Origin of the sequence: Neisseria weixii (genome assembly GCF_042658245.1) — a bacterium.
In the GTDB taxonomy this organism is placed as follows: Bacteria; Pseudomonadota; Gammaproteobacteria; order Burkholderiales; family Neisseriaceae; genus Neisseria; species Neisseria weixii.
The window spans coordinates 21,547-35,153 of the sequence record NZ_JBHSPY010000012.1 but is presented as its reverse complement, the minus strand read 5'-3'; the positions used below and the strand labels follow the sequence as shown (position 1 = coordinate 35,153).

At 49.0% G+C, this 13,607-nt stretch carries 17 protein-coding genes and 1 pseudogene; 9 read left to right on the top strand and 9 right to left on the bottom strand.

Annotation, left to right across the window (positions count from 1 at the left end; genetic code table 11):
* Positions 1-141: 141 nt before the first annotated feature.
* A complete protein-coding gene (gene dnaN, locus ACFPVS_RS07490) occupies positions 142-1,245 on the bottom strand; it encodes a DNA polymerase III subunit beta (RefSeq protein WP_096294618.1) in 1,104 nt (367 codons plus the stop codon).
* 142 nt (positions 1,246-1,387) lie between these two features.
* Positions 1,388-2,947: a chromosomal replication initiator protein DnaA gene (gene dnaA, locus ACFPVS_RS07485; RefSeq protein ID WP_096294617.1), complete on the bottom strand. Its 1,560-nt coding sequence runs from the start codon at positions 2,945-2,947 to the stop codon at positions 1,388-1,390.
* Positions 2,948-3,318: 371 nt separating this feature from the next.
* Between dnaA and rpmH the strand changes: the two genes are divergently transcribed.
* The 4 genes from rpmH (at position 3,319) to yidC (ending at position 5,883) form a co-directional block, all read left to right on the top strand.
* Entirely contained in the window at positions 3,319-3,453 is a 135-nt protein-coding gene (gene rpmH / locus ACFPVS_RS07480; RefSeq protein ID WP_002214728.1) for a 50S ribosomal protein L34, read from the top strand.
* 2 nt (positions 3,454-3,455) lie between these two features.
* Positions 3,456-3,800 (top strand): ribonuclease P protein component, encoded by a 345-nt coding sequence (gene rnpA / locus ACFPVS_RS07475; protein WP_096294616.1) that lies wholly within the window; start codon positions 3,456-3,458, stop codon positions 3,798-3,800.
* Entirely contained in the window at positions 3,797-4,018 is a 222-nt protein-coding gene (gene yidD / locus ACFPVS_RS07470; RefSeq protein WP_096294615.1) for a membrane protein insertion efficiency factor YidD, read from the top strand. Before rnpA ends, yidD begins: the two co-directional genes overlap by 4 nt.
* A 224-nt stretch (positions 4,019-4,242) precedes the next feature.
* Complete coding sequence (gene yidC / locus ACFPVS_RS07465) at positions 4,243-5,883, top strand: membrane protein insertase YidC (protein ID WP_096294614.1); 1,641 nt, start codon at positions 4,243-4,245, stop codon at positions 5,881-5,883.
* A 198-nt stretch (positions 5,884-6,081) separates the two neighbouring features.
* On the opposite strand, the gene ACFPVS_RS07460 is transcribed toward yidC, so the two are convergent.
* From ACFPVS_RS07460 to ACFPVS_RS07450, 3 genes are all read right to left on the bottom strand, one after another.
* A complete protein-coding gene (locus tag ACFPVS_RS07460) occupies positions 6,082-6,402 on the bottom strand; it encodes a hypothetical protein (protein WP_123804283.1) in 321 nt (106 codons plus the stop codon).
* 215 nt (positions 6,403-6,617) lie between these two features.
* A complete protein-coding gene (locus ACFPVS_RS07455; protein WP_378595537.1) occupies positions 6,618-7,337 on the bottom strand; it encodes an SAM-dependent methyltransferase in 720 nt (239 codons plus the stop codon).
* A 67-nt stretch (positions 7,338-7,404) separates the two neighbouring features.
* The gene (locus ACFPVS_RS07450) at positions 7,405-7,995 is read right to left on the bottom strand and encodes a Maf family protein (RefSeq protein ID WP_096294612.1); all 591 of its coding nucleotides are present in this window, start codon (positions 7,993-7,995) and stop codon (positions 7,405-7,407) included.
* A gap of 53 nt (positions 7,996-8,048) precedes the next feature.
* Here ACFPVS_RS07450 and ACFPVS_RS07445 point away from each other — a divergent pair, with 53 nt between their 5' ends.
* The 4 genes from ACFPVS_RS07445 (at position 8,049) to plsX (ending at position 10,645) form a co-directional block, all read left to right on the top strand.
* A complete protein-coding gene (locus tag ACFPVS_RS07445) occupies positions 8,049-8,549 on the top strand; it encodes a YceD family protein (RefSeq protein WP_096296063.1) in 501 nt (166 codons plus the stop codon).
* A 34-nt stretch (positions 8,550-8,583) separates the two neighbouring features.
* Positions 8,584-8,763 (top strand): 50S ribosomal protein L32, encoded by a 180-nt coding sequence (gene rpmF / locus ACFPVS_RS07440; RefSeq protein WP_095503301.1) that lies wholly within the window; start codon positions 8,584-8,586, stop codon positions 8,761-8,763.
* A gap of 139 nt (positions 8,764-8,902) precedes the next feature.
* On the top strand, positions 8,903-9,430 hold the full coding sequence (locus ACFPVS_RS07435) for a phosphoribosyltransferase (RefSeq protein WP_123804286.1): 528 nt from the start codon (positions 8,903-8,905) through the stop codon (positions 9,428-9,430).
* Between the two features lie 141 nt (positions 9,431-9,571).
* Positions 9,572-10,645: a phosphate acyltransferase PlsX gene (gene plsX / locus ACFPVS_RS07430; RefSeq protein ID WP_096294611.1), complete on the top strand. Its 1,074-nt coding sequence runs from the start codon at positions 9,572-9,574 to the stop codon at positions 10,643-10,645.
* A gap of 138 nt (positions 10,646-10,783) precedes the next feature.
* On the opposite strand, the gene ACFPVS_RS07425 is transcribed toward plsX, so the two are convergent.
* Both ACFPVS_RS07425 and ACFPVS_RS07420 read right to left on the bottom strand, forming a co-directional pair.
* Positions 10,784-10,975, bottom strand: a complete 192-nt coding sequence (locus ACFPVS_RS07425; RefSeq protein WP_096294610.1) for an IS3 family transposase — start codon at positions 10,973-10,975, stop codon at positions 10,784-10,786.
* Positions 10,942-11,133 (bottom strand): hypothetical protein, encoded by a 192-nt coding sequence (locus tag ACFPVS_RS07420; protein WP_123804288.1) that lies wholly within the window; start codon positions 11,131-11,133, stop codon positions 10,942-10,944. Before ACFPVS_RS07420 ends, ACFPVS_RS07425 begins: the two co-directional genes overlap by 34 nt.
* On the opposite strand from ACFPVS_RS07420, the pseudogene ACFPVS_RS07415 reads away from it, so the two are divergent.
* A pseudogene (locus ACFPVS_RS07415) lies at positions 11,108-11,406 on the top strand (transposase); the annotation flags it as partial. The gene ACFPVS_RS07420 and the pseudogene ACFPVS_RS07415 overlap by 26 nt on opposite strands.
* 135 nt (positions 11,407-11,541) lie before the next feature.
* On the opposite strand, the gene ptsP reads toward ACFPVS_RS07415, so the two are convergent.
* Positions 11,542-13,293, bottom strand: a complete 1,752-nt coding sequence (gene ptsP / locus ACFPVS_RS07410; protein ID WP_096294609.1) for a phosphoenolpyruvate--protein phosphotransferase — start codon at positions 13,291-13,293, stop codon at positions 11,542-11,544.
* A gap of 1 nt (position 13,294) precedes the next feature.
* Positions 13,295-13,564, bottom strand: coding sequence for an HPr family phosphocarrier protein (locus ACFPVS_RS07405; protein ID WP_096294608.1), 270 nt, complete (start codon positions 13,562-13,564; stop codon positions 13,295-13,297).
* Positions 13,565-13,607: the final 43 nt, after the last annotated feature.

The following is a 13,607-nucleotide window of genomic DNA, read 5'->3' as shown; positions in this document are numbered from 1 at the left end:
CCGGCCAAACCCGTAACGCAACGGCAAATAACATGTCATTATACCTGATTTTGTTGAGTATTTCAGCTTTTATGCATGCAAATATTCCATAAAAAATGCCGTCTGAAAACAATTTCAGACGGCTTTACGGATATATTTTCATCAGATACGCATCGGCATCACAATATATTTGAAATCGGGGTTGTTCGGCATGGTGAACAAGGTCGAGCGGTTGGCATCGCCGAAAGCAAGCTGCATATCATCCGAATGGATGTTGCGCAACACGTCCATCAAATAGCCGATGTTGAAACCCACTTCCAATTCACCGCCTTGATAAGCGATTTCCAATTCCTCACGCGCTTCTTCCTGCTCGTTATTGGAACACACCACGCTCAGCAGCCCCGGTTGCAAGAACAAACGCGCACCACGGAATTTTTCATTGGCCAGAATCGAGGCACGCTCCAATGCACTTAGCAATTCGCTGCGCGATACCAAGAAAATTTTATCGTTGTCTAACGGAATCACACGGTTGAAATCGGGGAATTTACCGTCGATGACTTTGCTCACAATCACGGTATCGTTGCAGCGGAAACGCACTTGGTTATTCAACAATTCCACGCTGATGGCTTCGCCCGGATGATTTAAGAGCTTAAACAGTTCCAACACGGTTTTGCGCGGCAGAATCACTTCGGCTTTCGGCAATTCGGCTTCAATGGTGGTGGCGGAATACGCCAAGCGGTGGCCGTCGGTCGCCACCAAGCGCAATTGGTTGCCTTCTACCTGCATCAGCAAGCCGTTGAGATAATAGCGGATATCTTGCACCGCCATGCTGTATTGCACTTGCGAGAGCATGTTTTTAAAGGTTTCCTGCGTCAGTGAAAAAGCCGCGCTCACGTCTTCGCCCACACTCATCAACGGAAAGTCTTCCGCCGGCAGAGTTTGCAGCGCGAAACGTGATTTGCCTGCTTTCAAGGTCAGGCGGTTATCCGCCCAATCCAGCGACACAATGGCGCTATCCGGCAGCGCGCGCAGAATGTCTTGGAATTTTTTGGCATTGGTGGTGAGGCGGAAATCACCCGCCTGGCTTTCGGGCCCGTGGGTGTTGATTTGGATTTCCAAGTCGGTCGCCAAGATATTGGTTTGGCCGTTGCTGCTTTCGATTAACACATTAGACAGAATCGGCAAGGTATGGCGGCGTTCCACAATACCGGTAACGGCTTGCAGCGGCTTGAGAATGCTGTCGCGGTCGGCTTGCAAAATAAGCATGGGGAAAGTCCTTTGGATTTTGTTTGGATTTTGTTGGTTTTCGGTTTCAGACGGCCTACTATTAATCAGGCCGTCTGAAAAAATGCATTACAGCTATTTCGGTTTCAGCTGAGGTTCAAAGCCTTTATGGGCAGCCTGAACATCAGTTCTGGATCATAATCAGCAGCTTCTCATAATCCTGCGCCAGCTCGGGATCCTCTTCGCGCAGTTTCGCGACCGCCTTCACGCCGTGCATTACAGTGGTGTGATCGCGCCCACCGAAAGCATCGCCGATAGACGGCAGGCTTAAGTTGGTGAGTTCTTTGGTCAGACTCATCGCCACTTGGCGCGGACGGGCAATGTTGCGCGTGCGTTTTTTACCCAGAATGTCGCTGATTTTGATGCGGTAATATTTGGCAGTGGCATCAATAATCAAATCGGCGGTAATCACTTTATGGCGTACAGCAATGATGTCTTGCAACGCGTCGCGCGCCAAATCAATGTCAATCGGCTTGTTCATAAAGCGGCTGCTGGCGCTGACGCGGTTGAACGCGCCTTCCAACTCGCGCACGTTGGAACGGATTAGGTTGGCGATGAAAAACGCCGCTTCTTCGGTCAAGTTTACGCCGGCAGATTCGGCTTTTTTCTGCAAAATCGCCACGCGCATTTCCAATTCGGGCGGTTCGAGCTCCAGCGTCAAACCCCATGAGAAACGCGACTTCAGGCGGTCATCCATGTCTTCGATTTTGGCGGGCAAAACGTCGCAGGTTAAGATTAACTGTTTCTTTTCATTATGAAAATGGTTATACAGATAGAAGAACTCTTCCATCGTTCGGTCTTTGCCTTTTATGAACTGAATATCGTCGATAATCAGCAAATCGTATTGCTTGTATTGCTGCTTGAACACATCATAACTATTCGAGCGCACAGCATTCATAAAGCTGCGGATGTAGTCATCGGAATGCATGTAGCGCACTTTGGCATCGGGCTTGTTTTTCAGCAATTCGTTGCCGATGGCCTGCACCAAGTGGGTTTTACCCAAACCGGTGCTGCCGTATAGGAAAAACGGGTTGTAGCTTTGGCCCGGATTTTCCGCAATTGATTGCGCGGCGGCGGCGGCAATTCGGTTGCCCTTACCTTCCACCAAAGTATCAAACGTGTAATCCGCCGATAAATTAGTTGTCTGATAACGCGCTTCTTCTGCATCACGCTGCACTTCCTGCTTAATTTTGCCGGGCGCGGGTTTGTCTTCTGCTGCTTCTGGCATTGCTTTGTTTTCCGGCAGAGTTTTCAAACGTTCGGCTAAAATATCGGCAGCGGATTTTTTCGGTGTCGGCTTGACAGCCTGTTCAGACAGCATGGCTAAATTCGCTTCAACAGCTTCAGCGCTGACTTCTTGCCGTACCGGAATTTCCGCCACTTCCGCCGCTTGATTCTCTGCTGCAGGCGCATCGTGCTGCGCCGCCATGATGTAACTCTGCCCTACGCCGACTTTAAACACCAGCGGAACCTGTTCCGGCACCAATTGCGCACGAACGGCATCAATCTTGGCAGCAAACTGGTTTTTCAACATATTGACGGCAAACTGGTTTTTGCCATACACCACCCACACCCCACCTTCCTCGCCCACGGTCAACGGTGCAATCCATTGCTGGAATTGTTGCGCGGGTAAGGTCAGATTCAGACTCAAAAGGCACTGCGGCCAAAATTCAGCTAAGGTCATGGAATGGCTCAAATCGTGAAACAGTTGGGGAAAACAAAGGTGCAGAAAACAGCAAAGGCCGTCTGAAAGAAAGGGAACAGCTTGATAATACACTGTTTTCAGACGGCCTGAAATCTATGTAAGCATATACAGATTGAACGATTATACTGAATTTTATCCACAACCGCATCAAATTTTTATCCACAATCGGCTGCTTTATCCTTCTTCATCGCACTAACCGTACATATCCCTAATCCGGCTTTACTTCTAATGAATGTTAAATCCAACACATTCCAGCCTCCCGAATAAACGAAGTCGCCATATTGATTGACAAAAGCTTGAAATTGGGGTGTAATTCACAGTTTAATTCTACCGATTTTTTAGGAAAAGACATGAAACGCACTTATCAACCTTCCGTTACCAAACGCAAACGCACCCACGGTTTCTTGGTTCGCTCTAAAACCCGCGGTGGTCGCGCAGTATTGGCTGCCCGTCGCGCCAAAGGCCGCAAACGCTTGGCTGTTTAATCTTGAATTACGGTTTCGGCAAGCAGTATCGCTTATTAAAAACGGATGATTATTCATCCGTTTTTGCGTTGAGAAACTGCAAAAGCCGCGATTTGCTGCATGTTTCGCAATCCGGTGACAACGGCTTGGGTCATGCGCGCTTAGGTTTGGTGGTCAGCAAGAAAACCGCCAAACGCGCCAACAAACGCAATTACATGAAACGTGTGATCCGCGATTGGTTCCGCCGTCACCGCAGCCAACTGCCGCCGCATGATTATGTGGTGCAGGTCCGGCGCCTGTTTACGCGCGACAATGCGCCCGAAGCCCGCGACCAGCTCGCCCAACTCATGATTCGGAAACGCCGATGAACTCGCCTTTGGCTAAAATGATGCTGCTGCTGATTCGGTTTTACCAATATGCCATCAGCCCGCTCATTCCACCGCGGTGCCGCTTCACGCCGACTTGTTCGCAATATGCTGTGGAAGCGGTGCAGAAACATGGCGCCCTTAAAGGCGGCTGGTTGGCATTTAAACGCATCGCCCGCTGCCACCCTTTCGGCGGCTCCGGCCGCGACCCCGTGCCTTAAGCATCAACATAAAACGGGATTCTCTTTCTTTCACTTTACTTCCCGTTTTACCGCTCATTATATAGATGCCGTCTGAAAATATGGGATTCTCCTCATACCGATCTTCATGAAAATCATCGCTTATCGGCATGATTTCCTTTTATTTCTCAGTGATTTCTATATAATGCCGTCTGAAGCAATATTCAGCACTTTAACTTACCTATCCAGCAATTCCGGGAATTTTTATGGATTTCAAAAGACTTATGGCATTTTTTGCCATCGCCTTGTTGATTTTGATGGGCTGGGAAAAACTGTTCCCATCACCAAAACCGACACCGGCACAACAAGCCGCCCAGCAGCAACAGCAAGCAGCCGTTGCCCAAAATGAAGCCGCGCTTACCGCCGCCACACCGATTACCGTAACCACCGATACCGTGAAAGCTGTAATCGATGAAAAAAGCGGTGATTTGCGACAAATGACTTTGTTGAAATACCAAGCCACCGGTGACGAAAGCAAAAACTTCGTTTTGTTTAACGACAGCAAAGAATACACTTACGTTGCCCAGTCCGAACTGCTGGATGCGCAAGGCAATAATATCTTAAAAGGTGTCAGCTTTACCGCCGCACAAAAAGACTACACGCTCAACGGCGGCAAGGTCGAAGTACGTCTGAGCGCGCCGGAAACCAATGGCCTGAAAGTCGATAAAGTGTACACCTTCACTAAAGACAGTTACGTGGTAAACGTACGCTTTGACGTTACCAACAGCACCGGCCATCCGGTCAATCTGTCGGCCAACTACAATGTCGTGCGCGACAGCAGCGAACCGGAAGGCCAAGGCTACTTCACCCATTCTTATGTCGGCCCAGTGGTATACACCCCTGAAGAGAAGTTCCAAAAGGTCGATTTTTCAGACTTGGATGACGATGCCAAATCCGGCAAAAACGAAGCCGAATACGCCCGTCAAACCAAAACCGGCTGGCTGGGTATGATTGAGCATCACTTCATGGCCACTTGGATTTTGCAACCGAAAGGCGGCCAAACCGTCTGCGCCCAAGGCAACTGTACAATCGACCTGAAACGCCGTAACGACAATCTTTACAGCGCCGGCGTGAGCGTGCCTTTAGCCACAATTCCGGCCAACGGCACCAGCCAAGCCGTGATGAACCTGTATGCCGGCCCGCAAACTACCGATACTTTGGTACAAGTAGCCGACAACCTGCAATTAGCCAAAGACTACGGCAAAGTGCATTGGTTCGCCTCACCGCTATTCTGGCTGCTGAACAAGCTGCACGACGTGATTGGCAACTGGGGGTGGGCGATTGTTGCCTTGACCATCATCGTCAAAGCTGTGCTGTATCCGCTGACCAACGCCTCTTACCGCTCGATGGCGAAAATGCGCGCCGTTGCGCCTAAGCTGCAAGCAATTAAAGACAAATACGGCGACGACCGCATGGCGCAGCAACAAGCCATGATGCAGATGTATAAAGACGAGAAAATCAACCCGCTGGGCGGCTGCCTGCCTATGCTGTTGCAAATTCCCGTGTTCATCGGTTTGTATTGGGCGTTGTTTGCTTCGGTAGAATTGCGCCAAGCACCATGGCTGGGCTGGATTCAAGACCTGAGCCGTCCTGACCCTTGGTTTATCCTGCCGCTGATTATGACCGCGACCATGTTCATCCAAACCTATTTGAACCCGCCGCCAACCGACCCTATGCAGGCCAAAATGATGAAGATCATGCCGTTGATTTTCTCGGTGATGTTCTTCTTCTTCCCTTCCGGTTTGGTGCTGTACTGGGTAGTCAACAACTTGCTGACCATCGCCCAACAATGGTACATCAACAAAAGCATTGAAAAGCAACGCACCCAAGGCGAAGTGATTTCTTAATGTGAAATAAACCAAAGGCCGTCTGAAAACAATTTTTCAGACGGCCTTTTTTGTATAATTCACCCAAAATCAAATGTCGGTTAAAATACCTCTTCCGGAAAATTCACCACGATTTTACGCTTCTTACTGCATTTGACCTGTGTCACATACTGCTCCTCACCGTTTACCAACCGATGCACTGTTACCCCGTAAGCCGTATCATGACGCGGCGACAATCTGTCCCATCGACGAAAACAGCATATATTGGTAATCACCGTTTTGCAGCACCAAATTCGTCCACAAATCACGCCCGATACCGCCCCAACGCGGCGAACGGTCAATTGCTTCCTGCCTATCGTTTTCAAACACCAATTCCGCACGCTTAGGTTTACCAAACTGATAACGGAATTTCCCGTCCTGCTCGGTCACGCGCACTTGCTTGCCCTGCGCATTGGTGCAGAAGAAAATTAAATGATCGGCAGCATGGGCAAATGAAGCAGAGCCCAGCAGCAGAATACACAAATAATTTCTTGTTCTCATATTAAGCATTCCTTATCCTGTTTCTGAAGTCTTAGGCCGAGACCTTTGTAAAATCCCTATTTTGGTACATTTCTTTGTTGTGTGCTGCTCAAAATCTTACCTATCTTCATGATATGTCTTCGCTTTATGTGCTGCTACCACTTTAAGCCACACTCAAATCCAGGGTTTTGCAAAGGTCCCGCCCCGTCTGAAAACATCACAACCAATACAAGCTTTCAGACGGCCTGTCCCGCATGCAACACAAATATCGTTGGCCGCTTTTTCAAATTTGGTAATTCGCCCATTTTTTTCCAATCAGCTACCGTTTTGCTAATGATGGTTTGTGTCGGCAGGGTTAAATCGCAAGCGATACACAGGCGTGTTTCGGCATGCAGGTTATCTAGTATATCGCCGAGTAAGGCATCATTGCGGTATGGAGTTTCGATGAAAAGCTGGGTTTCGTTTTGGCTGCGGCTGCGTTTTTCTAAGGCTTTCAAGGCTTCAATGCGCTCGCTTTTTTCAGACGGCAGATAGCCTTTAAAAGCAAAATTTTGCCCGTTTGCCCCCGAAGCCATCAAGGCCAATAATAAGCTCGACGGCCCAATCAGCGGCCGTACCTCAAAGCCGTGTTTATGCGCCAATGCCACCAAGTTCGCGCCCGGATCCGCCACTGCCGGGCAACCGGCTTCGCTGACAACGCCCATACTGCGGCCTTCCTGTAAGGGTTTGAGCAGCTCGGGCAGCGTTTTCAAATCTGTGTGTTCGTTGAGGGTTTGCAGGTTCAGCTCACGGATAGGCGTGGTTACACCTAAATGTTTCAAATGCGCGCGCGCGGTTTTCTCCGCTTCCACGACAAAATCGGTCAGGCCGATAATCTGCGCTTGCTCTTGCGGCAGCAAACACGGTGTATCCGGTGCGCCTAAGGGGGTAGGAATCAGGTATAAAACGGGGGACATGATTTACTTTCTATTCAAACAGGCCGCCTGAATTTTTCAGATGGCTTCATCATCTTTTCAGACAGCTTTACAACACTTCCACCCCTTCATTGTTTAAAAAATCAATCAGGCGGAAAATCGGCAGACCGATGAGCGCATTAGGATCGGTGCTGTCGATTTTTGCCAACAAAGCCGCGCCCAAACCTTCGCTTTTGGCCGCACCTGCGCAATACACGGCATCGGGTTCCCGCTCAAGATAACGGCGGATTTGCATCTCGGTTAATTCGCGCATGGTAACGACTGTGTGGTCGACGTGCTGCTGCATACGGCCGGAAACGGTGTTCAAAAGCACGATTGCGCTGTAAAATTCTATGTGCTTACCGCTGAGTGCGGTCAGCATTTGTTGTGCATTCGCCACGTTCATCGGTTTGCCCAATTGACACTGATTGCACCAGGCTACCTGGTCGGCACCGATAATCAGCGCGTTCGGAAATTGCGCCACCAACGAGCGCGCTTTGCCTGCGGCCAACCGTAAGGCGGTGCTTTGCGCGTGCTCCCCTTCGATCGGTGTTTCATCAATATCCGGGGAGGCCGTCTGAAAAACCAAACCCAATCGCACCAACTGCTCACGACGGAATACCGATCTCGACCCTAAAATTAATGGCAATTTTTCACTCATTTTTGCTTAAAAATATTGACGTTAGACTGCCGAAATTATATCATACCCCGTTTATGTTAGACCCTAATTTGATTGACCCAGAAGTTTTCGCCGCCGAAAAGCAGCATCTGCGAGGCAGTTTCCTGCTCAATGAGTTGGACGAACGTGTTTGGTCGCACGAATATCCGGCTGACAAGCAAACCAAAGTTTGGTTTACGCTGCAAGGCGGACGCGACCGCCTGCAGCGACTGTTTCTTGACTTGACGGTAAGCGCCGATATGCCGCTGTTTTGCCAGCGCTGCGTGAAGCCTATGCCGTTCGAACTCAACGAGACCAGCCGTATTGTTTTGTTTGCCGATGACGAGCATTTGGATGATGCCATGCTTTCCGATGAGGAATTAGAAGGCATGCTGATCACCAAATCGCTTGATATTAGAGAACTGGTTGAAGACCAAATCCTGATGGCTTTACCATTTTCACCGCGTCACGAAGACTGTAGCAATGTCTCTCTGGAACACGTCAATCAGGACAAACCCAACCCTTTCGCTGTTTTAAAATGTTTGAAAAACAGTTAATTAGGACACAGTATTATTTATCTAGGAGCTTGAAATGGCCGTTCAACAAAATAAAAAATCCCCTTCTAAACGCGGTATGCACCGTTCACACGATGCATTGACCGCACCTGCCCTGTCTGTTGACAGCAACACCGGCGAAGTACACCGCCCACACCACATTTCACCTAACGGAATGTACCGTGGTCGCAAAGTAGTTAAAGCCAAAGGCGAATAATTTATTCGACTGACTGAAAAAGCCAGAATATTGCCCTGCAATGCTGGCTTTTTTACGTTACATCTCTGATATGGATGGCGGTAACGCTAAAACGCAAACCGCCGTTTATTCGTCACATTTTCTCTATCGGGACGTTAAAATGACTCAGAAAATCTGGTATACATACGATGATATTCATCGCGTGATCAAAGGCTTAGCTGAAAAAATCCAAAATTCCGGCGTTAAATACGATGCCATGATTGCCATCGGCGGCGGCGGCTTTATTCCTGCCCGTATGTTGCGCTGCTTTTTGGAAATCCCGATTTACGCCGTCACCACTGCCTATTACGACAGCGACAACCAAGGCCAAGTGACCGAAGAAGTGAAAAAAGTGCAATGGTTCGACCCTTTGCCGGAAGCCTTAAAAGGCAAAAATGTGTTGGTTGTTGACGAAGTGGACGACAGCCGCGTAACCATGGAATTTTGCCTGACCGAATTGCAGAAAGAAGATTTCAACACCATCGGTGTGGCCGTGTTGCATGAAAAAATCAAAACCAAAGTCGGCAAACTACCGGAAAATATCCCTTACTTCAGCGGTATTACCGTAGAAGACTGGTGGATCAACTACCCATGGGATGCGCTAGATATCGACGAGCATAACCAATTGGCCGTACAAAACCGCGGTTGATATTTCGATAAATTGCTGCCAAATACAATTATATCAAACAGCACAATCCTTTCTTAAGAAATGTCGCTTATTCACGACATTTCTGTTTTCAGACAGTCTCACCCCCAATCAAGCCGTCTGAAACACAAAACGGAGAACAACATGATTACATTAGCCGTAGATGCCATGGGCGGTGACGCCGGCTTAACGGTTACCGTACCAGGTGCCATTGCTTTTTTGAAAAAGCAGTCCAATGTGCATTTAATGATGGTCGGCGATGAAGTTGGCCTTCAGCAAGCATTAAAATCTGCCAATGCACCAATGGATCGCATCAGCATCATCCCAGCCAGTCAAGTGGTTGAAATGGATGAAGCGCCACAACTGGCACTGAAAAACAAAAAAGATTCATCCATGCGCGTAGCCATCAATCAAGTAAAAGAAGGCAACGCACAAGCTGCCGTATCTGCCGGCAACACCGGCGCACTGATGGCAACTGCCCGCTTCGTGCTCAAAACCATACCCGGTATTGAGCGCCCTGCCATCGCCAAATTTATGCCTTCCAGCAATACCAACCATTTCACACTGATGCTGGATTTGGGTGCCAACGTAGATTGTAGCGCCGACCAGCTTACCCAATTTGCCGTGATTGGCAGCGAATTGGTGCAGGCCATGTATCCGGAGAAAGGCCAACCGCGCGTCGGTTTACTCAATGTCGGCACAGAAGACATCAAAGGTACGGAAACAGTCAAGCAAACCTTTAAGCTGCTCAAAAACAGTAAATTGAATTTTATCGGCAATATTGAAGGAAACGGTGTATTCAACGATCAAGTAGATGTGGTCGTGGCCGATGGTTTTGTCGGCAACATTATGCTGAAAACCATTGAAGGCGCAGTGAAATTCATGAGCGGCGAAATCAAGCAGGAATTCAGCCGCAATGTGTTTAATAAACTGGCGGCCATTACTGCCCTGCCAGCACTCAAAGGCATGAAAGCCAAGCTCGATCCGCGTAAATTCAACGGCGCGATTTTTTTAGGCTTGCGCGGTGTGGTTATCAAAAGCCACGGCGGTACTGATGAAGTCGGCTTTATGTATGCACTGGAAGAAGCCTATCACGAAGCCAAATTCGCCAGCTTAGCTAAAATCGAACAAGGTGTGGCCGAACAATTAGCCGCCTTGGAAGAAGTACGCGAACAAGAAGCCTTGGACAGCGGCGCTTCCCATATCAGTACACCTTAATCGGCGTAGCATCTTTAAATTCAGACGGAACGAAAGTGTCTTAGCAGAATTTAAAGCATGAATCACCAAAATTCTGTACAAAAGGCCGTCTGAAATCCATGAACTGCCCCCAATTCTTGGACAAGTGAAAAATCTTTCTCAAACAGCCTTTTCAAGCTGGGTTCTGTAAGCCGCAGGACTCAGCTTTTTTAAATTCAAACTAATCCGTTTATGATTATAGTAATGTATGTAATCATCTATCACTCTAGTCAATTCTGCCACCGATAACGTACCTTCTTGATGGAAGCTCTCCGTTTTCAGTGTATCGAAAAAAACGCTCCATCGGCGCATTGTCCCAGCGTGCCTTTGCGCGACATACTTTGCACAATCCCTTTCTCAGCCAGTTTCGTTCGATAAGCACCGTTGCGGTAAAGCACACCTTGGTCGGAATGCAGCAGCGGCGTTTGGCCTTTCAGACGGCCTGAGAAAGGATATGACAGTAAAGCCAATCAAACACTTACTGCAACATAAAAGGCTTTCAGACGGCATTATGCGTAAGGCACCGAGGCCGCCCGTTAACAGAAGAAGATAAAACAAGAAATAAACAATTGTCGAAAACGCGCTATGTGATGGAACAGAGCTTCGGTACGCTGCACCGTAAATTCCGCTATCACCGTGCGGCTTATTTTGGTTTATTGAACGTCACTGCACAAAGTCATTTGAAGGCGATTGGTATCAACCTGCCAAAAGCGGCCAATAGGCTTCGTGTGTCTGCTGTCTGAAAAGGGGAAAGAGGCTCAAAAAGTAGGCAATGATCGAGAACTACAGAATATTTAATATTGGAAAAAAGCTTACTGAGTTACCTAAGTAAGCTTTTTTTGATTATAGCAAGGTTTTGTAAAGGCCTCGGCCTGTTTTTATTCTTCGCTCGGAATCTGATTTAATTTTTTCAACAACTTTTCCGATTTTTCCGGATCATCGTTACGCATCAATTTGGCAATCGGGTATTCCAACTGATTGGTGTCGCTTTTCAAAATAATGTTTTTCACATCCAAAAGATTATTGGTGTTCATGGAAAAACGGCGTAAGCCCATGCCGAGCAGCACGCGGGTGAAGGCTGTGTCGCCGGCCATTTCGCCGCACACGGAGACACTTTTGTCTATGCGGTTGGCGGTACGGATGATGTGCTGAATCATTTTCAACACTGCCGGATGGCTCGGCTGGTAAAGGTGGCTGACGGCCTCGTCGCCGCGGTCGACCGACAACACGTATTGAATCAAGTCATTGGTGCCGATGGAAATAAAATCGACCATTTTCAGAATGCTGCCGACCGTCATCGCCGCAGACGGAATTTCAATCATGCAGCCGATGCTGACTTCACCGAACGCTTCACCGCGTTCGGTCAATTGTTTCTGCGCCGTCTCCAAGTGAATCAGACATTGGCGCACTTCGGATAGCGATGTAACCATCGGCCACATCATGCGCACGGGGCCGTGCTGGGCGGCACGTAAAATCGCGCGCATCTGCGTGCGGAACATCACCGGCTCGGCCAAGCACAAGCGGATGCCGGTTAAACCCAATGCGGGATTCAGGCTGCCGTTGGGCGTGGCGTTTTGGCCGAACCAACGGGGATTTTTGTCCACGCCCAAATCAACGGTGCGGATGGTGAGGTTCTTGCCTTTGAGCTTTTTCACAATCCCGCTATAGACTTCGTATTGCTCGTCTTCAGACGGCATGTTTTCGCGGTTGAGATAGAGAAATTCGCTGCGGAACAAGCCTACACCGTCGGCACCGATATTGTGTAAAGCCTTGATGTCTTCGGCGGACTCGATGTTGGCGAGCAATTCAATGTTGATGCCGTCGGCGGTGGTGGCGGCGGTTTTCTTGAGTTTGTTCAACTCGCGCTTATGGCTGCGGTATTCGCGCTCCAAGCGGCGGTATTCCGCCAGCACCACGTCATCGGGGTTAATCAGCAAAATACCGTTGATGCCGTCAACAATGACGATTTCATTTTCGGTAATCAGCTTGCGGGCGTTGTGCAGACCAATAACCGATGGAATATCCAAGCTGCGGCCTAAAATGGCGGTGTGGCTGGTCGGACCGCCGGCATCGGTAACAAACGCGGTAATGTGTTGTTCTTTAAACAAAACAGTATCGGCCGGCGACAGATCATGCGCAATCAGAATGGTGTCTTCAAACGGGTTATTGGCCAAATTCAATTCGTTGCTCTGACCGACCAAATGATTGTGAATGCGCTGCACCACTTGCAGCATATCCTGCTTGCGTTCGCGCAGGTAGGCATCCTCCATTTCGTCAAATTGGGCGGCAAGTTTGTCGCTTTGCTGTTTCAGTGCCCATTCAGCATTGATGTTTTGCGCGCGCAACAAATCGACCGGCTCGCGTGAAAGCGTCACATCGGTGAGCAGCATCAAATGCAGCGAGATGAACGCGCCCAATTCGGTCGGCGCGTTTTCAGGAATGGCGTTGCGCAGCTGCTCCAATTCTTTACGCGTGGCTTTCACCGCCGCATCAAATCGTGCCACTTCCGCTTCGATGTTTTCCGGATCGATGTCGTACTGCGGCACTTCGGTGCTGCCGCGTGACACCAAGTGCGCATGACCGATGGCTATACCTTTGCCCGCCGCCACGCCGTATAGCATAATACTCATATTATTCGCCTTCGCCGAAGTAATCATTGATCAAATCGGTCAGAGCCTGCATGGCGGCAGCTTCGTCGCTGCCGTCAACTTCAATTTCAATCACGCTGCCTTTGGCGGCTGCCAGCATCATCAAACCCATAATGCTTTTGCCGTTGACACGGCTGCCGTTTTTGCTGACCCAGATTTCGCTTTGAAAGCGTGATGCGGTTTGGGTGAATTTGCTCGACGCACGCGCGTGTAAACCCAATTTGTTGATGATTTCGATTTCTTGCTTGAGCATGGTTTTTCCTGATTTTGCTTTTTATTCATACACTATCAGACGG

Excerpts from the sequence above, each read along its gene's own strand:
- dnaN (WP_096294618.1), bottom strand. The coding sequence starts at position 1,245 with ATGCTTATTTTGCAAGCCGACCGCGACAGCATTCTCAAGCCGCTGCAA.
- dnaA (WP_096294617.1), bottom strand. The coding sequence starts at position 2,947 with ATGACCTTAGCTGAATTTTGGCCGCAGTGCCTTTTGAGTCTGAATCTG.
- rpmH (WP_002214728.1), top strand. The coding sequence starts at position 3,319 with ATGAAACGCACTTATCAACCTTCCGTTACCAAACGCAAACGCACCCAC.
- yidD (WP_096294615.1), top strand. The coding sequence starts at position 3,797 with ATGAACTCGCCTTTGGCTAAAATGATGCTGCTGCTGATTCGGTTTTAC.
- yidC (WP_096294614.1), top strand. The coding sequence starts at position 4,243 with ATGGATTTCAAAAGACTTATGGCATTTTTTGCCATCGCCTTGTTGATT.
- ACFPVS_RS07460 (WP_123804283.1), bottom strand. The coding sequence starts at position 6,402 with ATGAGAACAAGAAATTATTTGTGTATTCTGCTGCTGGGCTCTGCTTCA.
- ACFPVS_RS07455 (WP_378595537.1), bottom strand. The coding sequence starts at position 7,337 with ATGTCCCCCGTTTTATACCTGATTCCTACCCCCTTAGGCGCACCGGAT.
- ACFPVS_RS07450 (WP_096294612.1), bottom strand. The coding sequence starts at position 7,995 with ATGAGTGAAAAATTGCCATTAATTTTAGGGTCGAGATCGGTATTCCGT.
- ACFPVS_RS07445 (WP_096296063.1), top strand. The coding sequence starts at position 8,049 with ATGTTAGACCCTAATTTGATTGACCCAGAAGTTTTCGCCGCCGAAAAG.
- rpmF (WP_095503301.1), top strand. The coding sequence starts at position 8,584 with ATGGCCGTTCAACAAAATAAAAAATCCCCTTCTAAACGCGGTATGCAC.
- ACFPVS_RS07435 (WP_123804286.1), top strand. The coding sequence starts at position 8,903 with ATGACTCAGAAAATCTGGTATACATACGATGATATTCATCGCGTGATC.
- plsX (WP_096294611.1), top strand. The coding sequence starts at position 9,572 with ATGATTACATTAGCCGTAGATGCCATGGGCGGTGACGCCGGCTTAACG.
- ACFPVS_RS07425 (WP_096294610.1), bottom strand. The coding sequence starts at position 10,975 with ATGCGCCGATGGAGCGTTTTTTTCGATACACTGAAAACGGAGAGCTTC.
- ptsP (WP_096294609.1), bottom strand. The coding sequence starts at position 13,293 with ATGAGTATTATGCTATACGGCGTGGCGGCGGGCAAAGGTATAGCCATC.
- ACFPVS_RS07405 (WP_096294608.1), bottom strand. The coding sequence starts at position 13,564 with ATGCTCAAGCAAGAAATCGAAATCATCAACAAATTGGGTTTACACGCG.